The organism is Pseudoalteromonas sp. Z9A4, from assembly GCF_011378845.1.
Lineage (GTDB): Bacteria > Pseudomonadota > Gammaproteobacteria > Enterobacterales > Alteromonadaceae > Pseudoalteromonas > Pseudoalteromonas arctica.
Window position 1 is genome coordinate 64,598 of record NZ_WTLA01000008.1, and the last position, 23,449, is coordinate 88,046.

Annotated in this window: 24 protein-coding genes; 17 read left to right on the forward strand and 7 right to left on the reverse strand. The window is 38.9% G+C overall.

Features of this window, described 5'->3' with window-relative positions; translation table 11 throughout:
* The first annotated feature begins 2 nt into the window (after positions 1 to 2).
* The 5 genes from GQR54_RS08340 to GQR54_RS08360 all read left to right on the forward strand — a co-directional run bounded on the left by GQR54_RS08340 (position 3) and on the right by GQR54_RS08360 (position 3,062).
* Complete coding sequence (locus GQR54_RS08340; RefSeq protein WP_149593101.1) at positions 3 to 407, forward strand: DUF4440 domain-containing protein; 405 nt, start codon at positions 3 to 5, stop codon at positions 405 to 407.
* 61 nt (positions 408 to 468) lie between these two features.
* On the forward strand, positions 469 to 1,710 hold the full coding sequence (locus GQR54_RS08345) for a HAMP domain-containing histidine kinase (RefSeq protein WP_206017652.1): 1,242 nt from the start codon (positions 469 to 471) through the stop codon (positions 1,708 to 1,710).
* Positions 1,707 to 2,234 (forward strand): response regulator, encoded by a 528-nt coding sequence (locus GQR54_RS08350; RefSeq protein WP_166377133.1) that lies wholly within the window; start codon positions 1,707 to 1,709, stop codon positions 2,232 to 2,234. The genes GQR54_RS08345 and GQR54_RS08350 overlap by 4 nt, the downstream gene beginning before the upstream one ends.
* 24 nt (positions 2,235 to 2,258) lie before the next feature.
* Positions 2,259 to 2,681, forward strand: coding sequence for a DCC1-like thiol-disulfide oxidoreductase family protein (locus GQR54_RS08355; RefSeq protein WP_166377134.1), 423 nt, complete (start codon positions 2,259 to 2,261; stop codon positions 2,679 to 2,681).
* 102 nt (positions 2,682 to 2,783) lie between these two features.
* Positions 2,784 to 3,062, forward strand: a complete 279-nt coding sequence (locus GQR54_RS08360) for a peptidylprolyl isomerase (protein ID WP_008171402.1) — start codon at positions 2,784 to 2,786, stop codon at positions 3,060 to 3,062.
* A 499-nt stretch (positions 3,063 to 3,561) separates the two neighbouring features.
* Here the strand turns inward: GQR54_RS08360 and GQR54_RS08365 are convergent, their stop codons facing one another.
* Positions 3,562 to 4,170: a TetR/AcrR family transcriptional regulator gene (locus tag GQR54_RS08365; protein ID WP_231609358.1), complete on the reverse strand. Its 609-nt coding sequence runs from the start codon at positions 4,168 to 4,170 to the stop codon at positions 3,562 to 3,564.
* 78 nt (positions 4,171 to 4,248) lie between these two features.
* Here GQR54_RS08365 and GQR54_RS08370 point away from each other — a divergent pair, with 78 nt between their 5' ends.
* The 6 genes from GQR54_RS08370 (at position 4,249) to GQR54_RS08395 (ending at position 8,928) form a co-directional block, all read left to right on the forward strand.
* Positions 4,249 to 4,782, forward strand: coding sequence for a peroxiredoxin-like family protein (locus GQR54_RS08370; RefSeq protein WP_166377135.1), 534 nt, complete (start codon positions 4,249 to 4,251; stop codon positions 4,780 to 4,782).
* Positions 4,783 to 4,805: 23 nt separating this feature from the next.
* Positions 4,806 to 5,204: a nuclear transport factor 2 family protein gene (locus GQR54_RS08375; RefSeq protein ID WP_166377136.1), complete on the forward strand. Its 399-nt coding sequence runs from the start codon at positions 4,806 to 4,808 to the stop codon at positions 5,202 to 5,204.
* Positions 5,205 to 5,231: 27 nt separating this feature from the next.
* On the forward strand, positions 5,232 to 6,302 hold the full coding sequence (locus tag GQR54_RS08380; protein WP_166377137.1) for an alkene reductase: 1,071 nt from the start codon (positions 5,232 to 5,234) through the stop codon (positions 6,300 to 6,302).
* Positions 6,303 to 6,726: 424 nt separating this feature from the next.
* Positions 6,727 to 7,029, forward strand: a complete 303-nt coding sequence (locus GQR54_RS08385) for a hypothetical protein (RefSeq protein WP_166377138.1) — start codon at positions 6,727 to 6,729, stop codon at positions 7,027 to 7,029.
* Between the two features lies 1 nt (position 7,030).
* Positions 7,031 to 7,456, forward strand: coding sequence for a hypothetical protein (locus GQR54_RS08390; RefSeq protein WP_166377139.1), 426 nt, complete (start codon positions 7,031 to 7,033; stop codon positions 7,454 to 7,456).
* Between the two features lie 236 nt (positions 7,457 to 7,692).
* The gene (locus GQR54_RS08395) at positions 7,693 to 8,928 is read left to right on the forward strand and encodes a protein kinase (protein ID WP_166377140.1); all 1,236 of its coding nucleotides are present in this window, start codon (positions 7,693 to 7,695) and stop codon (positions 8,926 to 8,928) included.
* A gap of 712 nt (positions 8,929 to 9,640) precedes the next feature.
* Here GQR54_RS08395 and GQR54_RS08400 read toward each other — a convergent pair.
* From GQR54_RS08400 to GQR54_RS08420, 5 genes are all read right to left on the reverse strand, one after another.
* Positions 9,641 to 10,306, reverse strand: coding sequence for a DsbA family oxidoreductase (locus GQR54_RS08400; protein ID WP_166377141.1), 666 nt, complete (start codon positions 10,304 to 10,306; stop codon positions 9,641 to 9,643).
* A gap of 123 nt (positions 10,307 to 10,429) precedes the next feature.
* Positions 10,430 to 11,650 (reverse strand): Xaa-Pro peptidase family protein, encoded by a 1,221-nt coding sequence (locus GQR54_RS08405; protein WP_166377142.1) that lies wholly within the window; start codon positions 11,648 to 11,650, stop codon positions 10,430 to 10,432.
* Positions 11,651 to 11,751: 101 nt separating this feature from the next.
* Entirely contained in the window at positions 11,752 to 12,360 is a 609-nt protein-coding gene (locus GQR54_RS08410) for a flavin reductase (protein WP_010553976.1), read from the reverse strand.
* A gap of 9 nt (positions 12,361 to 12,369) precedes the next feature.
* On the reverse strand, positions 12,370 to 13,092 hold the full coding sequence (locus GQR54_RS08415; RefSeq protein ID WP_101163585.1) for an SDR family NAD(P)-dependent oxidoreductase: 723 nt from the start codon (positions 13,090 to 13,092) through the stop codon (positions 12,370 to 12,372).
* On the reverse strand, positions 13,089 to 13,487 hold the full coding sequence (locus tag GQR54_RS08420; RefSeq protein ID WP_010553974.1) for a DUF393 domain-containing protein: 399 nt from the start codon (positions 13,485 to 13,487) through the stop codon (positions 13,089 to 13,091). The genes GQR54_RS08415 and GQR54_RS08420 overlap by 4 nt, the downstream gene beginning before the upstream one ends.
* 120 nt (positions 13,488 to 13,607) lie before the next feature.
* On the opposite strand from GQR54_RS08420, the gene ppc reads away from it, so the two are divergent.
* Positions 13,608 to 16,253: a phosphoenolpyruvate carboxylase gene (gene ppc / locus GQR54_RS08425; RefSeq protein WP_007582382.1), complete on the forward strand. Its 2,646-nt coding sequence runs from the start codon at positions 13,608 to 13,610 to the stop codon at positions 16,251 to 16,253.
* A 136-nt stretch (positions 16,254 to 16,389) separates the two neighbouring features.
* On the forward strand, positions 16,390 to 17,316 hold the full coding sequence (cdd, locus tag GQR54_RS08430) for a cytidine deaminase (RefSeq protein WP_166377143.1): 927 nt from the start codon (positions 16,390 to 16,392) through the stop codon (positions 17,314 to 17,316).
* A 67-nt stretch (positions 17,317 to 17,383) separates the two neighbouring features.
* On the opposite strand, the gene udp is transcribed toward cdd, so the two are convergent.
* A complete protein-coding gene (gene udp, locus GQR54_RS08435; protein WP_007582384.1) occupies positions 17,384 to 18,139 on the reverse strand; it encodes a uridine phosphorylase in 756 nt (251 codons plus the stop codon).
* Between the two features lie 463 nt (positions 18,140 to 18,602).
* On the opposite strand from udp, the gene GQR54_RS08440 reads away from it, so the two are divergent.
* The 4 genes from GQR54_RS08440 to GQR54_RS08455 all read left to right on the forward strand — a co-directional run bounded on the left by GQR54_RS08440 (position 18,603) and on the right by GQR54_RS08455 (position 23,440).
* Positions 18,603 to 19,712, forward strand: a complete 1,110-nt coding sequence (locus tag GQR54_RS08440; RefSeq protein WP_007582386.1) for an arginase family protein — start codon at positions 18,603 to 18,605, stop codon at positions 19,710 to 19,712.
* A 129-nt stretch (positions 19,713 to 19,841) separates the two neighbouring features.
* The gene (locus tag GQR54_RS08445; RefSeq protein WP_166377144.1) at positions 19,842 to 20,531 is read left to right on the forward strand and encodes an amino acid ABC transporter substrate-binding protein; all 690 of its coding nucleotides are present in this window, start codon (positions 19,842 to 19,844) and stop codon (positions 20,529 to 20,531) included.
* 148 nt (positions 20,532 to 20,679) lie between these two features.
* Positions 20,680 to 21,981 carry a hemolysin family protein gene (locus GQR54_RS08450; protein ID WP_007582388.1) on the forward strand — a complete coding sequence of 434 codons (1,302 nt, stop codon included), beginning with the start codon at positions 20,680 to 20,682 and terminating at the stop codon, positions 21,979 to 21,981.
* Positions 21,982 to 22,270: 289 nt separating this feature from the next.
* Positions 22,271 to 23,440, forward strand: a complete 1,170-nt coding sequence (locus tag GQR54_RS08455) for an efflux RND transporter periplasmic adaptor subunit (RefSeq protein WP_007582389.1) — start codon at positions 22,271 to 22,273, stop codon at positions 23,438 to 23,440.
* Positions 23,441 to 23,449: the final 9 nt, after the last annotated feature.

The window sequence follows — 23,449 nt, forward strand, 5'->3', positions numbered from 1 at the left end:
TTATGAGCAGCAAAATAAAAGTGTCGTTGTTTAATCATTTGATTGACGCTGAGCGCCAGTTACTAGACCCAGAAGTTCGCCAATCTGAGCGCGCATTAGATGCTTTACTCGATGATGAATTTATCGAAATTGCTGCCAACGGCACTACATTTAATAAATACCAAGTACTTACCCGCTTACCTACCGAGGTTGTGCCACAGTTTTATAATCAGCATTTTAAGGGCCGAATGCTGAGCGATGATGTAGTGCAACTTAGTTATCAAGCTGCTTATAGGCGCTCTGCTCGGGCGGAGTTTAATTACTCGTTACGTATGTCGCTTTGGCGTAAACAAGGCGAGCAATGGCAAATGGTGTTTCACCAAGGAACGCCTTGTGCACCGTTTTCAATTTCGATGGATGATGATTAAAAACCATATACCCGTTAAAATAACCTTATTAAACATTTGATTAGGCAATTACCTTTTGTTAATGCGTACCGACCCCACTATTAGTCGACTATTAATGCTGCGAAGCGGCGCAATTGCCGTGCAATTAATTGCTGTGCTTAGCGTTTATTTTTTACTAGAATATCAAATTGCATTACTGCCTTTACTGATTGTTATTGCCGTTGAGGCTGTTTTTCAGCTTATTAGCCTGTTTGCTTATCGTAATGTAAGCCGCGCTAAACCTTTGGGTATGTTGATGCAGCTAACTGCAGATGTATTATTTTTAACGGTTTTGCTTTCGCTAAGCGGCGGTGCAACCAATGCATTTGTATCACTGTTATTGCTCCCAATAATGATAGCTGCTGTTACGCTGCGAGAAAAAGGATTGGCTTATATTGCAGTATTAGCCATTGCCGCATACAGTTTGCTACTGATTAAGATGCCCGATCACAGTATGCATCAAATGAATATGAGTGGTCACTTTATTGGCATGTGGGTTAATTTTGTTTTAAGTGCTAGTGTAATTGCACTTGTTATTGGCGCAATGAACAGGGCACTTAAAGAGCGAGAGCGTATTATTGCAAACGTGCGTGAAAAACAATTACGTAACGAACAGCTTGTTACCCTTGATGGCGCTGCTGCGCAAATAACCCATCAACTTGCGACCCCTATAGCAAATTTACAGCTATTGTTTGAAGAGTTATTAGAAGATCAACCAAACAACCCTATTGTTAAGCACATGCAAGCGCCGCTTACTCAGTGCAGTACACAGCTTAACGACTTTAGAAAACTCTCAAGGCAATTACGCCTTAAAAATTCGCAAGAACATGTAACAGTAAAGCAACTGCAAACACAAATTACAGACACACTTTTACTGCAATACCCTGATCAGCACATTAAATGGATTACGCCACCTATTGCGGCAACGCTATTGAGTGATGCGATGTTATTGCCTGCTATTTTAAATTTATTGCAAAACGCCGCGCTCGCTAATCAAAAACAAGGTCAAACTCAATTAGAGCTGAGTTGGCAGCAAGATAACTTACATAGTGAATGCGTTTACTTGTTAATTCGCGATTTTGGCCCTGGCTTTTCATCATCGCAATTAGCAGAGCTGGGTGGTCAGCTTATGCCAAGCGATCAAGGAATGGGGCTTGCTGTGCTTTTATCAAACGTTACTTTTGAGCGTTTAAATGGCTCACTTACCTTGTTTAACCATGCAGATGGCGGCGCTGTCGCCAAAGTTAAACTCGCTATTGTAAACACTGAGAATAACGCCTCATGAAGTTACTTATAATTGAAGACGACATTAATTTAGCCAGCACACTGGCAAGGCGCTTAACTAAACAAGGCTTTACCTGCGAGGTGGCGCATAACCAAAGCGATGCGTTACTTGTTGCGCGCAAACTATTGCCCGACTTTGTTTTATTAGACATGAAACTAGGCGACGATAACGGACTTGCACTCATAAAGCCGCTGCGTAGTTTACTTGCACAAGCACATATTGTTTTACTAACTGGGTTCGCAAGTATAGCAACCGCAGTAGAGGCAATGCGTTTAGGCGCAACCGACTACCTTACAAAGCCGGTTGATATGGCAACATTATTAAAAGCGCTTAACACCGAGCCTGTGGCATCGGTATCGAATGTTATTGATGATGCAGTTATGTCGCCGGAGCGCTTAGAGTGGGAGCATATTCAACAAGTATTACATAGTAATAATGGCAATGTGTCGGTTACCGCGCGGCAACTTAATATGCACAGGCGCACGTTACAGCGTAAATTACAAAAAAAGCCGGTGCAACAGTAAAGTACTTAATTTAAGGAAAGTGTTATGAGCGATGATGCAGCTAAATTAATGCTTAATCAAAAAATTATATTATTCGACGCGCAATGTAAGCTATGCAGCGCGTGGTGTAATTTTATTATTACTCACGATACAAATACCATTTTTAAATTATGCAGTGTGCAATCTCCAAAAGGGGAATTGTTGTTAACACACTTTGGTTTTTCAACAACTGAATATGCCTCAATGGTGTTTGTTGAAGATGGCAAAGCATTTACACAAAGTCATGCTTTTTTTAACGTTGTTAAGCAACTAGGTTACCCATACAAGCTAGCAAACGTATTTAGTGTTTTGCCAAATAGGTTTAATAATTGGTTATACGATAGGGTTGCTTTAAACCGCTATACCTTATTTGGAAAATATCAGTACTGCAGAATTCCCAACCCTGATGATGCTAAACATTATTTATAAATTAGGCGTTAATACACTGCTGTATAAGTAGATGCTAGGTTTATGAGGTTGTGTTAAAATCGCCGCGTTTAATTTTAGCTAACGGTATAAAAGGCTTTTTTCATGGCAAACACAGCACATGCACTTCACATTTTGGTTAAGCACAAAGAGATTGCAGAAGATATTATTAAGCAATTAGGTAAAGGTGCAAAGTTTCAAACCTTAGCTAAAAAGTATTCGTCATGCCCATCGGGCAAAAAAGGCGGAGACTTAGGTGAATTTGGACGCGGCCAAATGGTTCCACAGTTTGACAAAATTGCATTTAAAGGCGCAATTTTAGAGCCCCACCTAGTTAAAACAAAATTCGGCTGGCATGTAATTAAAGTACTTTATCGTACTTAAGCAGTTTGGCAATTGACGCTGTATTGGGGAGCGTCCATCTCATCACCTATCCTAAATTTTATATTTTGAAGAACTAAGAATTAGGATGGGTGTCATCTTAATTTTAATCTGGGAGTGTCCATCTCATCACCTATCCTAAATTTTATATTTTGACGAACTAAGAATTAGGATGGGTGTCATCTTAATTTCCTTTCATCTTAATTTCGCTTAGTTAAAACTAAATTTGGCTGGCATGTAATTAAAGTACTTTATCGTACTTAATTTGCTAAAGCAGTTTGGCAATTGACGCGTCTTAGCAAGCGTCAATCTCATCATCTATCCTAAACTTTACACTTTGACGAACTAATAATTAGGATGGGTGTCATCTTAATTTTGTTGCTAAAAGTGCTACAAATATTTTAATGCGATTGCCCTGGCCAACTTATGCGATGTCGATTTTCAATCAAAAAAGCAGGCTGGCAGGAAATCGATTACTTAAATTGACTACTACCCTTTAAATTTATTTCGATACAATCATTTTTGCACGATGTACTAAATCTTCCTTTAATGTTTGAGCCGAAGCACCTGTCCTTCCTCTAAATACGTACCCTTGACGCATGTCAAACATGAGTCGTGCTCTTTCTTTTGATGGGAAGTTTTCTGGTAACCTGCCTTTTTCTTTTTCAGCATCAAAACGAGCAGCAAGTCTAGAGTCAGTTTCATTAATTGCATTGACCATACGTTCTTTTACACCTTCAACTTCTCCAACACTAGTTGATACACATGAAGCTAAAAAACAACCGTTAGTACCTTCACTCTGAATTGTAGCGTAATCAATAACGGCTTCTAAAAAGCCTATCACTGCCTTCTCTATATCAGGCTCTGCTTCAAAAGAAATAATAGGTGCACATCCATCAACATTCGAATAGAGGTCAATAGTTTTTAAATACAGTTCTCGCTTATCACCAAATGCCGCATACATGCTAGGGCCACTGATTCCCATCGCCAGAGTAAGATCTTTTAGTGATGCTCCATCGTAGCCCTTCTTCCAGAAAACATTCATAGCAGCCAATAAAGCTTCATCAGTATTAAATGTTCGAGGTCGGCCAATTCTTTTTGTATCGTTCAATATATATCTCTTGACTTATAGTTTAAGATCTTACTATTATTATATATCGTTCGATACATAATTAATAGAGGCAAACAAATGACCGTATCAGTACTTCAAGCTGGGCAAGTATTTCCAAACATTAGCATCAGTAAATATGGTGGTGGAACTTTAAATATAGCGACGCCAGTAGATGGATTTGATTGGAAAATGATTATTGTATATCGGGGTAAACATTGCCCTTTATGTACTAGATACCTGCAAGAACTTAAACAAGCCTTGCCTGAATTTAATTTACTTGGTGTTGACGTTATTGCGATTTCTGCTGATTCGGCTGAGCGGACGGCCATTCAAATGTCAGAAGTGAATCCAAACTTTGAGGTTGGTTACGATTTAACTATTGAGCAAATGAAACAGCTTGGCCTTTATATTTCTGGACCTCGTAATGGTATGAATGTCGAACGAGCTTTTGCAGAACCCGGACTTTTTGTAATCAACGAAGAAGGTTGTTTACAAATGGTCGATGTGTCAAATGTACCGTTCGCTCGTCCACCCATTGCTTCTATGCTAATGGGGCTAAAATATTATCGTAACATGACTGATAAATTCCCAATTAACGGCTCGTATAATTAATTTATTACTTTTAGGAAAGACTAATGACAACTAAAAATCCTTATAAAGTGGCAGTTAAAGAAGCTATCGATAGCCTAATTAAAAGCGCAAGTAATCATGATATTGATGCACTTAATTTGATTTACCACGATAACATGCAAGTGGTTATGATTGATCCGAGTGGCCAAGTTCATAAAGCAGATAAAGTCGCATTTAAAGCGATGATTGAAGCAAATAAAAATAACGGAGCACCGATGAACACATGGGCAAAATTTCATCATGTTGAAGCTAACCCTGAAACAGGTTTAGTCGTGTTATCGCGTAAAAATAATTTAGCGGGAAAGGATATGATGCTAGATTTAAGTATAGATTTTGTATATGAAAATGGACGTTGGCAAGTTATCCGAGAAGTTATTTTTCTTCACCCCGACCAAGCCCTATAACCTTTTACCATAATAAAGAGAATTCTTATGTCTGTACTTTTCGAACCGACTCAAATAGGTCGCTATACCGTTAAAAATCGTATTTTCATGGCACCAATGAGCCGTTACAGGGCTGATCATGAAGGTATTAACCCAGAAATTACTGCTGAATATTATCGTCAGCGCGCAAGTGCTGGGTTGATTATTGCCGAATCAACTCGCATTAATAATTGGTCAGGTGGTATTAATTGCCCAGGTATTTATACTGCGGATCAAGTGGCTTCATGGAAAAAAACAACTGACGCGGTTCATGCTGAGGGTGGTGTTATTTTTTTACAGCTTTGGCATTCAGGCCGAGCTTCTCATGAATCTTTAATGCCAGAAGGACGTGATGTTGTTGCCCCTTCAGCTGTTCCAAGTAATCAAGAAACTATGGTTGTCAATGGTATGGCAATGCCAACACCACCAAGAGAAATAACGTTAGAAGAGATTGCAGAGTTACGACAAGACTTTGCTCAAGCAAGTAAATATGCACTTGAAGCAGGGTTTGATGGTGTTGAAATACATGCTGCTGGTGGCTTTATTATTGATACATTCCTTCAAGAAAGTACAAATCAACGCAATGATCAATACGGAGGAACATTAGAAAACCGTTACCGTTTTCTTAAAGAGATTGCTCAAGATGCTATCGATATTTGGGGAGCAGATAGAGTGGGTGTTAAATTATCTCCAGTGAGTAATTATAACAATGTAGGTGAAGGTGATATTGCAGGTACTTTTAAATATGTTGTATCACAGCTTAATCAGCATGGCCTTGCATTTTTAGAAATAAATGAAGAAATGCCTTTTACTCAACTGAGTGAGGATAAAAGAGCCATTTTAGATGAAATACGTACATTTTGGACTGGGCCTTATATTGCTAATGGAAATTATACAGCAGAATCCGGAGCTGAACGTATATTATCAAATAAAGCAACAGCCATTACCTATGGGCGCTTATTTATTGCTAACCCTGATTTACCGCAACGATTTAAGTTAAATGTTGAGTTTAATGAGTTAGATATGAGTACTTTTTATGGTGGTGATCATAAAGGGTATACAGACTACCCAGTTTTATAAATAAATACAGTAACTTAATCTCACTGTATTGATGAAAAATTAACGTGACATATATGGACGCTCCCCTGAAGTCAAGACGAGCTAATGTATAAACATCAAAATTGATGCCTTTATTTTATTATCATGTATCTCATATCACAGTAATGATGCGTCACAAGCTTGTTAAAAAGCAAAGTTGCTGACATATATTCGAGCTATGGTGCCATGGTTATCATGCGTCATGCTCCTAATAACGGAATTAACGTGACACCCATCTTAATTGGGATAGCTTTACTTGTTCAATTAAGGTGCCTGTCTTTATTTTGCTAAATAAATTAGCTGTTTATGTTTGTCGACACTCAAATAAGTTACTGTGTCGGATGGCGCTTTGCTTATCCGACCTACGTTTTAAATATATTTGAAGAGTGGCGAACTAAGAATTAGGATGGGTGTCATCTTAATTTTGTTAACCGATACAAAAGCTTGGCAAAGTTTAAGTGGGGAAGGTTCTACAGCAACATATAGAAAAATTGATGCCCCAGATGCCACGGTTGGGAAAATTGCAGATTCGGTAAAAGGTGGACAGGAATATAGTCTAGTTCCAGAAAAGGAAGGCGGAGTTAATAGCAACTCAGGAGCAGGTGCAGTAGCTAATAAAGCTGATGGTGGCTTTTCATTTGTAAATAATGGCACTATGCAACCAGGCAGCACAGTATCTGAAAGAGTTGAGTTTAAGGATGATAAGTAAAATGAAAACTAAATCACTATCTTTTGTAATTGCTTCTTTGTTATTAGCTTATCCATTTTATTTATGGTTTACGTATATAGATGAATCGGTAACAGTTGGCTCGGCCTATGGTTTTCAAATTGGAGATAAAAAAAAGGATGTTTACGAATCACTTCCACTTAAGCTCAATAACCTGAAAGAAGCTGATGAATCAATTTTTATTCAAATCAAAGTAACTGATGAAATAGCAACAACACTAGCGACGAGAACTGATTTTGATGTCATGATTGAACCACTTTTTCATGATGTTGGCTACACAGTTTTTTCTTCTCAAAATACTTGGTATTTCTATATTAACGGATCGTTTTTTAACTCTTTGAAGTTAGAGTTTTGTGAAGAAAAGCTATGTAAAATATATAGACATCGAAAATATTTTGAGCTTCCATAATATTAATATATCTTGAACTCAAAGCCCCGTAAGGGGCTTTATTTTTGGCTGCTTTTGAAGCCAAAGGGATTGAGCATTAGCCTCGCACTCTGCTTATCCGAGCTTTGCAGGAGTGGTTTTTTTTATTTTTTTTCAAAGTCTTGATAGAAAAGCTAGCTTGTATTATTGCTGTTAAATGCAATATTATTAACGCTCTATTGTTAACCATTATATAAAACTTTAAATTAGGAAAAAGGATGACAGTAAACAAGGCCGTTAGAAAGAAAAATATCAAACGCAAAAAGGGTAAAATAATTGGTGGTTGGACTTTAGTAAAAAAATTAGGGCAAGGTGGTAATGGAGATGTATGGGAGATATCACAAGAAGGGGTTGATAACCATGCTATGAAGTTCTTACTTAGTCCTGATGAAGTAAGTTATCAAAGATTCAAAGCTGAAATTCACATTTTATCTTCTATTTCAATTGATGGTGTCATTCCTTTAATTGATTCTAATATTCCTGAGACTTCTGAAGAAAGCACTCCTTGGTTCACCATGCCCAAAGCCTATGAATGCACTGATTTATTGCAAAAGAAGAGCACTTTAGATATTGCGGAAAGCTTTATTGCTTTAATTGAAACTTTAGAGCTTTTGCATGATAAAAAAATTGCTCATAGAGATATTAAACCCGCTAATATTTTATTTTATGAGGGAAGGCTTTGTTTTTCTGATTTTGGTCTAGTTAAATATCCTAAGAAAGAAAATATTACTCCTAAACAAAGAGATGTTGGAGCTAAGTTTACTATGGCACCAGAGATGAGGCGACATGCTAGTGAGGCCGATGGAATGCCAGCGGATATTTACTCTTTGGCCAAGACGCTCTGGATTTTCATGACTGGACAAGAGAAAGGGTTTGACGGGCAATATAACCCTAATTCGATTCTTTCTATTAAAAAATATTGCTCAGATGTTAGAACTACAAAACTTGATAACTTGCTGGTTGAATGTACAGATAACAACCCTTTAATGAGGCCAACATCAGAACAATTTAAAACGAGATTTAAGGAATGGGTTGAAATCAGTAAAGACTTCCATTCTAGAAACTTAATTGAATGGCTAGAATTGCAGGAGCTTAATTTTCCTGCGGGAGTACCAGCTCAAGCCTCATGGACAGATATAGATTCAATCTGTGCAATTTTAGCTGAAACCTCAAAAATAAAGAGCTTAAATCACATGTTTTTCCCCACAGGTGGAGGGCAAACTTTAACTGGTGCATCAATCGCAAGTGAAAGAGATATGTTAGCTCTTCATACTTCAGATAATAGTGCCGAGCTGTTAAAACCCAAAAAACTTACGTATGAATCATTTGGGTTAGACTCACAATGGAATTATTTTCGTCTTGAAGCTGAGAATATAGAACCTACAGGAGTTGAAAATGCGGTTTGGAATAAGGAAATTAACGTGACACCCATCTTAATTGCCCACCTTAATTAGGATAGTTTTGCTTGTTCAATTAAGATGTCTGTCTTTATTTTGCTAAATAAATTAGCTGTTTATGTGCGTCGACACTCAAATAAGTTACTGTGTCGGATGGCGCTTTGCTTATCCGACCTACGTTTTAAATATATTTGAAGAGGATAAATTAACGTGATACCCATCTTAATTGGGATAGCTTTGCTTGTTCAATTAAGGTGCCTGTCTTGCTTTTTCTTGCTATATAAATTAGCTGTTTATGTGCGTCGAAACTCAAATAAGTTACTGTGTCGGATGGCGCTTTGCTTATCCGACCACCGTTTTCAAATATATTTGAAGGGTGGTGGTTACCTTCTCCCCTCTCTGCCAGGTTAGTTGTCTAATATTGAATATTCGTTGGGTTTCGCTACGCTCTACCCAACCTACGTGTTTAACTTAAATTTTTACGCAGACGAAAATAGCGTTGCCTGAGCGTTCTGCCCTTCAGCTGAAATTAGTTGAGAACTACAGATACCCATCCTAATTTTTATAAAGTGAAGTTCATTTACGAGAATCTTAGAGGCTGTGTTAGAGATAAGTCGCTTGTGATGTTACGAATAATCACACGCATTCAGTGCTGTATGTTGTCGATAAAATATCAAATAAGTTTATAGTAAGTTGATTATTGTTCGCTTGCCTATACGCAATAGAAAAGGCTGCAATGTGCAGCCTTTTGAAGTGTTAAACAACAATTTTACTCGCAAGCGTCTTTCTTGGCTTCTTCTTCACTAATTTGTTTTAGTGCTTGAATGAATGAGTCGCTTGGTTGTCCGCCAGTAAGCGCATATTTATCGTTTATGATAAACGTAGGTACTGAAGTGATACCCATCTGTTTAAAGTTGTCCTGCTCTTGGCGTACGTCTTGTACGTATTTGTCTGAATGTAGGATACCGCGTGCAGTTTCTTTATCAAGACCCACTTTTTCAACAACGTCGAGCAACGCTTCTTCTTGATTTAAGTATTTTAAATCTGTGAAGTGCGCTTCAAAAAAGGCGAGTTTTAACTCGGTTTGCTTACCTTCTTCACGTGCCCACATTAATAAACGATGCAAATCAAAGCTGTTGATCATGATGCGTTTGCCATCAAAATTAAAGGTAAACCCAGCACGCTGACCGGCTTCGAACATGTTTTTACGATTTTCGTCGCCTTGTTCTTCACTTAGGTTGTACTTTTGCATTAAGTGTTCGTTTAAGTCTTGACCTTCAATTGGCATATCTGGATTTAGTTCAAAAGGATGCCACGTAATATCTGCGCTCATTTCGTCTTTGAGTTGCTCTAGTGCAGTTTCTAGGTTTTTATAACCCACTACACACCAAGGGCACATTACGTCTGAAACGATATCAATTTTAAAGTTTTTCATATTTATCCTTTTGAGGATTGCTTATAACTAAGTATAAAAAAGGATATTGGGATTAATTTAGCTTTATCAATACCAAACTAAAAAGAGCAGCTATACAGCTGCTCTTTTAGAAGGTACTAATCTTTAGGCGTTAAGCCCAAATGGGTCGTCAATGCTATAACTTGGTTGTGTAAACCAATGAGGGCCGTTGTCGGTCATGTAAAAATGATCTTCTAAACGTACGCCAAATTCATCCGGTATAACTAACATTGGCTCGTTACTAAAGCACATGCCTGGGGCAAGTGGGGTTTTATCACCGCCAACTAAGTATGGCCATTCGTGAATGTCTAGCCCAATGCCGTGGCCAGTTCGATGCGGGCAACCCGGTGTTTGGTACTGCGGACCTAGGCCTTGCGCCGCTAAATAGTTACGGGCGCCCGCATCTACGTCTTCGCAGGTGGCACCGATTTTAGCTGCATTAAACGCAGCCATTTGCGCTGCTTTTTCATGATCCCAAAACATCCGTTGGCGCATTGTTGGTTCGCCAAATACATAGGTACGGGTTATATCTGATAGGTAGTCGTGTACTTTACAGCCGGTATCTATTAATACCATATCGCCTTTTTTAAGCACTTGCGCGTCTTTAACACCGTGCGGAAAAGACGTTGCAACACCAAACAACACAATACAAAAATAGTTACCTGGCGCGCCTACCTTTTGGTGGGCTTGTTTAATAAAGGCTTCTACTTCGGTGGTGGTTATTCCCTCATAAAGCATGCTTGCTGTGGCTTGATGCACGGCTAATGTCATATCCATCGCGCGCTGCATTAAGCTAAGCTCATGAACTGATTTATGCATACGGCAATGCGCCGTTACAGGTTGTGCGTTTATGAGTGTTAAACCCGTTTGCGCTTTATTAATGCCGTCGAATATAAAAAATTGTGCGCTTTCATCAATGCCAATGGTTGCGTTTTCATTAATATTTAACTTTTTTAGTACTTCGACAAAAAGTGCATAAGGATTTTCGTGTTCTTGCCACCCATGAATAGGCCCCTCTATTACTTTAAACCCGTTTAGTGAACCAATTTCGAAATAAGGCGCAATGTATTGTACTTCACCAAGGGCCGGTAATATTGCGCCAACCATGCGCTCGCTCGCGTACCATTTCATACCTGTAAAGTAGGTTAGGTTGGTGCCAGCGTTTAAATAAATTGCATCTATGTTGTTTGCAAGCATATAAGCTTGCGCTTTGGCTATGCGCTCTAAATGTTCGTCAGCTGCAATAGGGGTTAGCGTTTGCGTCATATTACTTAGGCTTGCCAACGCTTGCTCGCTTGATTGTGTACCAATACCGATGGTAGTCATATTTTTCTCCTTGGATTTTTAGCTAGTGTGATTAATACCAAGGTAAAATTCAATGTTATGCGATAAGAGGCTAATAGTTTATAGCCTCTTAAATGGTCATATTATTTTTTAGCGTAAGGTAAACGCGTGAGTTTATTGCTTGTGTGGTAGCTATCAAGCCCGGTTACTGCGACTGTTTCTATTGCTTGTAAATCTAGGAAACCATCGCTTTGCAGCGCGGCTTTATCAACAAAAACATCCATAATTTCGCCAATAACGAGCTCAGTCCCATTGATGGCTAAATGTTGGTTTTCTATAAATTTTACCGAGTACTTTAAGCGGCTTTCTTTTACAAAAGGCGCTGCAAAGTCGTTTAAGTATTCAGGTGTTAAGCCTGTAGCATCAAACTCAGACTCGTCTTTATCGTAACGAGCTGAAGTTTGATGAGCTTGTTTGTAAATTGACTTATTCACTTGATTAATGGTGTAAGTGCCCGTTTGTAAAATGTTTTCAAACGTATGACGCGGCACACTATGAGGGCGCATAATCATGGCGACCAAAGGTGGGTTAGCCCCAAGGTGAATAACCGAGCTTACAATCGACAAGTTGGTATTGCCGAGTAAGTCTTGCGTGCCAATTAAATTAGCGCTTTTAAAACCCGAAAGAGAATTAATTAAATGTGTACGGGTATGTTTTTCAAGTGCGTCTATACGCGCTTTAGTAAAATGCATTAAAAGTCCTTACCACGGTATTGTAGAGCCTTGCCAGTCTAAATAAGCAGGCTCACCGTTTAGTTTTAAATCAGGGTTATTGTTTGTTAATTCAAATAGTTGCTTGGCTACAAATTCAGGGGTAAATAATTTACCTTCAGGTACATTCTTTTGAAAGGGCTTTGAAAGTGCTGTATCGGTAGTGCCAGGGTGAAACAGAATGAGTTTGGTATTTTTAGCACGACGAGCAAGCTCTATAGCAGCGGTTTTAAATAGCATGTTAAGCGCCGCTTTAGATGCGCGGTAAGTATACCAACCACCTAATTTATTGTCGTTTATGCTGCCTACGCGCGCACTTAATGCAGTAATAGTACACTGCGTTTTGTGGGTTAACAGCGGCAAAATACTCTGCAAGCAAAGTAGGGGAGTTAGGGTGTTTGAATTTAGAAGTTGGCTAAAATACTCAGCGTCTAAATCCTCCATCTTTTTTTCAGGCATATGGGTTTCGTTGTGCAGTGTACCATTGAATATAATAACTTGTTGTATATCGGCATTTTGCTCTTTTAGGTAATTAGTAACGCGCGCTAAACTTTGTTTTGTGTAGTCAGTATGCAGGTGGACAACACTTGAGCCAGATTCAATACTTTTTGAACTAATACAAACGATCTGATGAGTAGGCGTGTTTATTTGTAGATGTTCTATATATGCATTTGCTATGGCACTGCTTGCGCCGAATAAAACAATAGTTTTCATTTATCACCTTTTGCTTTTAGTCCACATTGGCCGTTACTGCACTGAGTATTTGGCATTAAAAAGCGACTGATGGGGTGCCGATACTTAGCAAATAATAGGTATCCGCAGTCAGCGAAAAAGCGAATTATTGGCAAGCGAAAAATTTTCAACCAGCTGTGTTTACCCACTATTTTCCATGCTTCGTAAGTTACATCAAGTCCATAAATCATTTCACCTGATTGCTTTTGAGCTTGCAGGTAGTTCATTGCTTTGTCTTTATCAATATACGGGTAGCGCTCACTGAAGTCGCTCGCGTTAAGATCTTCAAGCGTAATTAAGTTTTTGTTATCAGCGTGTTTTAGTTGCTGCATTTCGGTGCTACAAAGAGGGCAGTTACCATCGTAAAAAATGATCATGTGAATGCTTTGTGATTATTTTATATATACTTTTTTACGACAAGACATTGCAAATGGATCTATTAAATATCTCTTCATGATGATATTAATAGTGTCCTACGAAAAAATGGAGACTGATAAATGAGTGAACAATACGCCGCCTTGCGAGGTAATGTAAATTTACTAGGGCAACTACTAGGACAAACAATCAAAGATGCCCAAGGTCAAGCGATTTTAGATAAAGTGGAAGAAATTCGTGCTTTATCAAAATCATCTCGCAGTGGTAACGAAGACGACAGACAAGCGCTAATAGATGTTTTACATGCGCTTAGTGATGAAGAGCTTTTACCGGTTGCCCGTTCATTTAATCATTTTTTAAACCTTGCTAATGTAGCAGAGCAATTTCATACCGTTTCGCGTTTTAATGACGTTGGCCTTGGCCAACAAAACCCTCTCACTCAAACATTAAAAACGTTAGCTACAAAAGCAGAACAAGGCCAGTTAGACAGTAATCATTTGGCCGAAACACTCTCAAAACTCCACATAAACTTAGTATTGACTGCTCACCCAACCGAGGTTACGCGCCGTACTATTATTAACAAACACGTTGAACTAAGTGATTGCTTAGCGTCATTAGAGCGAAAAGATAACTTAGTGCAAGAGCGGGACAATATTTTAAATCGTATTGAACAACTGATTAGCCAAGCTTGGCATACCGACGATATTCGTCGCTCTCGCCCAACGCCAGTTGATGAAGCCAAATGGGGCTATGCAGTAATAGAAAATAGCCTGTGGCATGCGGTTCCGCGCTTTTTACGTGAATTTTCAGCGAATGTTAAAGACCAGTTGAGCTTAGAGTTACCAATAGATTACAGCCCAATTGAGTTTACATCGTGGATGGGTGGAGACCGTGATGGTAATCCATTTGTAACATCGCAGGTAACAAAAGAAGTGCTTGATCATGGTCGTTGGATGGCACTTAACTTATACATTCAAGATTTAAAAACGTTGTGCGCTGAACTCTCTATGTCAGATGCCAGTGATGAGCTTGTTGAGCTTGCAGGGCAAGAGTTTGAACCATATAGAGCAGTAATCAAAAAGCTTAAAAATCAGGTTGCGGAAACAGTGGCGCACTTAGGTGCTAAAATTAAAAATAAGCGCAGCGATTCACAAGATTTAATTACTAATATTAATCAGCTTAAGCACCCAGTTGAAGTGTGCTATCGCTCGTTATTAAAGTGTAATATGAAAGTAGTTGCGGATGGCTTATTACTTGATTTACTGCACCGTATAAATAGCTTTGGTTTGCGTTTAGCCAAACTTGATGTGCGCCAAGATTCATCTCGCCACGGCGATGTGTTTTCAGAACTGACTCGTTATTTAGGTTTAGGCGACTACAACCAATGGCAAGAGCAAGACAAACAAGCATTTTTACTTGCAGAGCTTAACTCGCGCAGACCGCTTATTCCAAAACATTGGCAACCAAGCCCAGATGTACAAGAAGTACTTGATACCTTTGATGTAATTGCCAAGCAAGACGAAGCAACATTTGGTTTGTATATTATTTCGATGGCACGAACAGCGTCAGACATTTTAGCAGTACAACTATTGCTAAAAGAAAGCGGCTGTAGCTTTGATTTACCAGTAGCACCGTTATTTGAAACACTCGACGATTTAAACGCAGGCAGTGATGTAATTACCACATTGCTTGATAATGTTTGGTATCGCGGGCACATTAAAAACACCCAAAACGTAATGATTGGTTATTCTGATTCAGCTAAAGATGCCGGCATGATGGCAGCAGGTTGGGCGCAGTACGAAGCAATGGATAAACTAGTACAGCTTGCTGATGCACGCGGTATTGAGCTTGTTTTATTCCATGGACGCGGTGGTACAGTAGGACGTGGTGGTGCACCCGCTGCACAAGCGCTGCATTCACAACCACCAGGTTCATTAAAAGGTGGCTTGCGTGTAACCGAGCAAGGCGAGATGATTCGCTTTAAATTTGGTTTACCCGATGTAGCACTGCAAAGCTTAAATATTTACGCAGGCGCAGTTCTGCAAAGTAACTTATTACCGCCACCGGAGCCAAAACCGCAGTGGCGCGAAGTAATGAAGCTAATAAGTGAGGAGTCATGTGAGCATTACCGTAATGTAGTTCGTCATGATGAAAACTTTGTACCTTACTTTAGAATGGCAACACCTGAGCTTGAACTGTCTAAGTTACCGCTTGGCTCTCGCCCTGCAAAACGTAACCCTAATGGCGGCGTTGAAAGCCTGCGTGCTATTCCATGGATTTTTGCGTGGAGCCAAAACCGTTTAATGCTTCCTGCATGGCTAGGTGCGTTAACAGGCTTAAAAGCTGCGCTTAATAAGTACGGCGCAGAAACCCTAAACGAAATGAGCTTACAGTGGCCGTTCTTTAGATCGCGCCTAGAAATGCTAGAAATGGTATTTAGTAAAGCCGATTGTTGGTTGAGTGAGCATTACGACAATGCGCTGGTGGAAGATATGTACAAACCACTGGGTGTAACACTTCGTAAAGAGCTTCAAGAAGCCATTAGCTTAGTGCAATCACTTAGCCCGCAAAAAAGCCTATTAGCCGAACAACCTTGGATTAAGGAGTCGATTAGTTTACGTAACCCGTACACCGATCCACTTAACTTACTACAGGTTGAGCTTTTACGCCGTGCTCGCTCAGAGGAAAAACGCAACGAAGGTGACATTGATAATGCATTAATGATCACGATGACAGGTATTGCAGCAGGTATGCGTAATACCGGCTAACATGTTATTTTGTTAGGTATACCTATTGGTATTAAAAGGGAGCACGCGATGTGCTCCCTTTTTTTGCGTTAAATAGGCTGGTATTTAACACCTTAACCTTTTAAACTACTTAGCCATTGAATAATTAAAAAATGTTATGGCTTCAGCAACTTTTACTGTACAGCAAGATACAGCACTTACAAATTCGCACATCACATTAAACGTAGCGCAAACAGCGTCATTACGTAGTCAATTAAAATCACAACGTGGCATATTAAATTCTAATAATATTAAGCAGTTATGCGCACAACTCAATGTGTCTGATGATGCATTATTACAAGGTTTAGTACCTTTGGCTTCTGAGTATGCTGTTGCGCCAGTGTCAGATTTTCATGTAGGCGCAATTGTTAAAGCACTTGATGAAAAGGGTGAGGTAAACTTTTACTTTGGTGCGAATGTAGAGTTTGATCATCAAGCATTGAGTTTAGTGGTTCATGCAGAGCAATCAGCAATAAATAACGCATGGTTAAACGGCGCCAAAAAAATAGTTAAAATAGCGATTAGCGATGCACCGTGTGGATACTGCCGCCAGTTTATGAACGAACTCGCAGATGCGAAAGAGTTTGATATTTTATTGCCAGAGCAACACTTTAAATTGGCAGAATTACTGCCGCACTCGTTTGGGCCGACTGATTTAGGTAACGCGTTTAGCTTGTTTAATCCAGAGCCTCACCAGCAAGTATTTTCAAATGCTCAACTAGATGAAAAACTAGCAAGTACAGCATTAAACGCATACGTACCCTATAGTAAAAACTTTAGTGCAGTAAAAATTAGTACATTTGAAAATGGCGATTTTTACGGAAGTTACGCAGAAAACGCAGCGTACAGCCCAAGCTTGTCGCCACTGCAAAGTGCACTTAGCCAATTATTTATTGCAGGGCTTAGCTTTGATGAGCAGACGGTAAAAGGTATTACACTTTTAGAAACCGCAGGCCATGAAAACCAAGCGGGTGTAGCACGTGCTGTACTTGCAAGTTTTAAAAATCTACCGGCAATAGAAGTAATTAGCGCTCAGCTAAAATAACCTTTCAAAAACAATAAAGCACAGCCAGAGCTGTGCTTTATTGTTTTATTAATTAATAGAACCTATATTAATCAAGTAATACTTTAGCCGCTTCTAATACTACCGCTACAGATTTACGCTCAATTTCACCATGGTCAACATTTGGTATTTCTTGGCGAGTACGATTAACAAGTACGCCTGCTACACATGCTGCTTGTAAACCAAGGGCTGCACACATAGTAAATAATGTTGCTGATTCCATTTCGTAGTTCATCACGCCCAGTTTTTGCCACTCTTCGCAGCTACCTTGTAGTGATTTAGGAACGTAACCAGAATGCGTATCGTAACGCTCTTGTCCTGGATAAAATGTATCGCTTGATGCAGTAATACCAATATGAAAATCGATATTTAAGTTTTTACATGCTTGTACCATAGCTTGTGTTGCATAAAAGTCAGACACAGCAGGGTAGCTAAGAGGAGCAAAATGCTGGCTTGCACCGTCTAAACGTACAGACGCTTGGCTAATTAAAATTTCGCCTTCGTTGATATGTGGCTGAATCGCACCTGTTGTACCAATACGTAAAAATTTACGCACGCCAAGTTGTGCTAATTCTTCTACTGCAATCGACGTAGATGGACCACCAATACCCGTAGAACAAACAACCACCGAATGGCCGTTTAGTTGACCTAAGTAAACATGAAACTCACGAGTTTGAGCAAGGCAGGTTGGGTTGTCTAGGAATTGTGAAATGCGTGCAGCACGATCTGGATCGCCCGGTACAATCGCAAGTTTTGCACCTTTAAGATCGTCAATACATAGTCCTAAGTGAAATACCTTTTCCATAGCTAAGCCTTTTTATAATAAATTGTGTCAATCTAGCATCATTGCTAGAAACGTTTATCAAGTACAGGACGATTGTCCGTTTTATCTTAACTCCTCCAATTAAGTCTTAATAATTTTAAGAACTAATTTGATTTATTCATCAACTATGAATATTCAATCAAGTGCTTATACAAGTAGCCTTGTTGTGCTGTTGACATGTTCAAGCAGACATAATAAGTATCAACCAAGCGCGTAACTACAATTAAATAGTTTATGGCAAATATTCATTAATATTAAATTAATTCAATGGCTTAAATTTGTATTAAGCACGTAAAAGATAACGTGTTTATTTATATTAGGCACAGACTTATTTAGCAAAGTGGAATTTATTTGAAGTTTAGGCACTTTTGGTGATTTTGGTGATTTTGCATAACTAATCAAAAGTAATTAGCTACGTACAGAATAAAAATCGAAGGAGTTTATTATGAGCACACAATTTGAAGCATTTAAAAACAAAGTTGAGCACTGTTTGTGCGCACCGGGTGATGGCGTATACACAGTAAATACTGCAAAAGAGCGCAAAGCCGCACTGCGTAATAAACTTTATGGACAAACTGAAAACGTTGATAATTTGTGGCGCGAGTCTTTAAATGAATTACCAAATTCTCCACATAAAGCCGTTATGTTAGGTATTAGCTCAGACTGTGGCGGTGGTATTTTACGCGGTGCAAACTGGGGGCCACTGTTTGTGCGCTCAGCTTTAATTGATCAGCAACCGCAGTGTCACTCGTTTGATTTAGGCGATGTACGTGTAATCCCACATTTACTTCATGATAAATACCTAAATGATGCAACCATTTCTAATTGCCAAAAAGCCCTATACGGTAATGAAGATAACGACTACTACGTAAGCCCATTATCAATCACAGAGGATGTATGCGACAGCTTTTACGCGACATTTAAAGATAAAGGGATATTTGGTATTGGTGGCGATCACTCAATTAGTTACCCACTTACCAAAGCGTACTTAAAAGCAAAACGTGAGCAAGGTAAGCGTACTGCTATTATTCACTTTGACGCGCATACAGATTTACTTGTTGAGCGCCTAGGCATAGATTTATGTTTTGGCTCTTGGTGTACACATATTTTAGAGTTTTTACCAGCGCCACATCATTTAATACAATTTGGTATACGCTCAAGTGGCAAGCCTAAAGCGCACTGGGAAAGTACCTTTGGCGTTAAGCAACATTGGGCACATGAAATCATTGAGCGCGGCGCAGCAGCGGTTGCTGCCGACGCTATTGCACAATTAAAAGCTGATAACGTTGATGAAGTATACGTAAGCTTTGATATTGATGCGCTTGATGCAGAGTTTGCATCTGCCACAGGTACGCCAGAACATAATGGTTTAACACCACAGCATGCGCTTGATATTTTATCAGCCATTGCGGATGAGTTTCCGATTACGGGTGCTGATATGATGGAAATAGCGCCATTTACCGACAGCTCTTTAGTGGGTCAATCAAGCTCTGAAACGACACTTAGAGAAGGCGCTAAAATTTCAGCCTTTTTAATTAGTGCGATGAACAAGTAAGCTGTAGGAGCTATAAATACTAGCACTATCAGCGTATAAGTGTGCATTACATGACTAAAAACTAGCAGTTCATAAAGCCTCAGCTATATTTATTAAATACTTATAATGAGTTAGTTGAGGCCTTGCTAAATGAAATTATTGATCTTTTTATTGTTCATTAGCTGTATTAAAGTTGATGCAACTGAAATCACAATAGTAACGGAAGTATTTCCGGACTTTCAGTATCTCAATGAAGATAATAAACTCGTTGGCCGTTCTGTCGATAAAGTTCATAAAGCGCTAGAAGGCACTGGTATAAAATACACTATGTTGGCGCATAGTTGGGCCATATCTTACAATGTAGCGCTACGTGATAAAAATACCTGTATATTTTCAATTGTTCGATTACCTAATAGAGAAAGTAAGTTTAACTGGGTAGGTGAACTGGAAAGCTTTGATTCAGCCATTTATGGTCTAAAATCTAGAGGTATAAAGTTAAATACTCTCAATGATGCTAAAAAATATAAAATAGCAGTACTGCGTGATAACTTTAGTCATCACTATTTGCTTGAGAGGGGCTTTAGTGAGAACAAGCATTTATTACTCATCGATAGCCTCGATAAAATAGATAAACTCATAAGCACTCGTCACAATATCCTTGATTTTGTTGTTCTTAGCAAAAAGCAATTTAGCTATCGAATAAAAACTGAACCTAGGCTTGAGCTACTCGAGCCATTACTAAATCTAAATACAGCCCAATCTCCATTATTTTTTGCTTGTAATATAAATATGGATCCGGCCTTAGTTGTTCAATTAAAAGTCGCCTTTAAAGGCAATTAAACAGTTTAAAAAAACAGTTTAATCAATGTAACCTCATGAAATTAAATCACTTTAATATATTTTATAAATATAAATTGCCGCATTTTAAAAACCGATTATAATCCAGCTGCTTTTTGTTTAAAAAAGCACTAACTTTTTGGAGCGTTAAATGGGTGATTTAATCGGGATTAGCTTATTGATCTTGATCAGTGCGTTGTTTGCTATGTCAGAAATAGCAATTGCAGCGTCGCGTAAAATAAAACTGCGAGTAATGGCAGATGAAGGGAATATAAAGGCAGCAGCGGTACTAAAGCTACAAGAAAATCCAGGGGCTTTTTTTGCCATGATCCAAATAGCACTCAACGCGATAGCGATATTGGGTGGTATTGTGGGCGAGCAGGCCTTATCGCCTTATGTTGAAAGTGTGTTGGTATTGTTTTATCAAGGTGCACATTTAGAAAAAATTAGCTTTTTATTCTCGTTTTTTACTATTACATCCTTGTTTATATTGTTCGCCGATTTAATGCCAAAGCGTTTAGCGATGATCATGCCTGAAGCGGTCGCTGTTAGAGTGGTTACAATAATGCGCTGGGTTACCTTTGCATTAACCCCGCTGGTGATGTTTTTTAATGGTGTCACTAACTTTGTGTTGCGCTTATTTAAAGTGCCCGCTGAGCGAGAAGACAATGTGACAACTGAGGACATTGTTGCCATGATGGAAGCAGGTGCTGCATACGGTAGTTTGCAAAAGCAAGAGTATGAATTAATTGGCAATGTGTTTGACCTAGAAGCGCGATTTTTATCAAGCGTAATGACGCCACGCGACCAAATTGTATATTTTGATTTAAACGAATCTAGCCATGATATTGCGACTAAAATTATTGACCATCCTCATAACCACTTTTTAGTGGTGTCAGGAAATTTAGATAAGTTGCATGGCTCTGTTGAATCTAAAGATATTTTACGACAAGTACTAAAGGGCGAAGCTGCCAATATAAACGATGATCTCATTGATAAAGATGTTTTTTACTTACCGGAAACATTAAGCCTATCAGAAGCTTTAAATGCGTTTAAAAGCGCAGCAAAACCATTTGCTGTTGTCGTAAACGAATATGCGCTTTCGGTGGGCATTGTAACGGTAAAAGATTTAATGAAAGGGTTTATGGGTGATTTAATTACTCATCAAGGCGACGAATTAATCATAGAACGCGATAAAAATTCATGGCTTGTAGATGGCTTAACCCCAATTACCGATTTAGCAAAAGTACTTGATATAGAAGAATTTCCTGATCAGATGCACTATGAAACGGTCGCTGGCTTTTTAATTTACAATATGAAGCGAATACCTAAACGCGCGGAGCATTTAACTTTTTCAGGCTTTAAGTTTGAAGTTGTTGATGTAGAAGGAATTAGGGTAGAGCAGTTGTTAGTTTCAAGGGTTATTAACCCGCAGAGTGCTAATATCCTTTAAAATGAGGTGTGCGCTTTAGTTTTTATATAAATAGCCAAGCTGTATTTGCTTGGCTTTTTTGTGTCTGTTAAAAACTTCGTTTCTAAAATGAGATATTATTTCAATATGTTAAGTTGTTTTATTTTCATACAGTCTTGATTCTATTTTCATCTAATTAATATTAAATGCAACCTAAGACGTATATTGTACTGAGGAGTGTAAGTTTGTGTAAATTTCTTCTAATTAAGATTCATTATCAGCGCGTTTTAATTTAGAATGATCGTTCACTCTAAACTAAAAGGTATTTAACATGCAGCGTTCCCGCATCGCTTTATTTGTATTGTCAGCCCTCGTCGGTTCTGTTGCTTTAACTGGTTGCGATCAGGCTGCTGAGCAGTCACAAGCTTCAGCTCCTAAAGCTGTACCAGTGGGTGTACTTACATTAAAAAGCCAAGCGCTTACTCTCAAAAAAGAACTTCCTGGTCGTATCAGTGCATTTCAAATTGCTGAAATTCGCCCACAAGTAAGTGGTATTGTGCAATCTCGTTTATTTGTTGAAGGTAAAGAGGTTAAACAAGGCCAGGCTCTGTATCAAATAGACCCTGCGACATTTGAAGCAGACTTAGCAGCAAGTGAAGCAAGTGTTGCACGTGCTCAGGCGAGTATTTCAAGTAGTAAAGCTAAAGCATCTCGTTTTAGCGAGCTTTTAAAAATAAAAGCGGTAAGTCAGCAAGACTTTGATGAAGCAGATGCTGCATACAAGCAAGCAAAAGCAGAATTATTAACGGCTAAAGCGCAGTTGAAATCGGCGCAAATTAACCTTGATTACAGCCATGTGTCATCACCAATTAGTGGTCAAATTAGTAAATCAAGCGTAACAGTAGGTGCATTAGTAAGTGCCAATCAAAGTACTGCACTTGCTACAGTGACTCAGTTAGATCCAATTTATATCGATTTAACACAATCAAGTAATGAGCTTACCAAACTTAAAAAAGCAATATCATCAGGTGCTCTAAGTGTTGATTCGACGAGCCAAACTGACGTTGAACTTATTATGGAAGATGGTTCTGTTTATCCTCATAAAGGCACATTGCAGTTTTCTGAAGTGACAGTTGATCCAAGTACTGGCTCAGTAATACTACGTGCTAAATTTTCAAATCCAGAAAAATTATTACTGCCAGGCATGTATGCTCGAGCTTCTATTGTGGAAGGTGTTAAGGCGGGTGCTATTTTAGCTCCGCAACGTGGTGTTAGCCGTAATTCAAAAGGCGAACCAACAGCAATGGTTGTCAGCAAAGACAACACAGTAGAAAGCCGCGTATTAAAAGTAGATAGAACGATTGGTTCTGATTGGCTTGTTACTGATGGCTTAATGGATGGCGATAAGTTAATAGTTGAAGGTTTACAAAAAATCCGCCCTGGTGCACCAGTGAATCCATCTGAAATTCAATCGTCTGCTAAAGCCGATCAAGCGCAATAACGGAGAGTT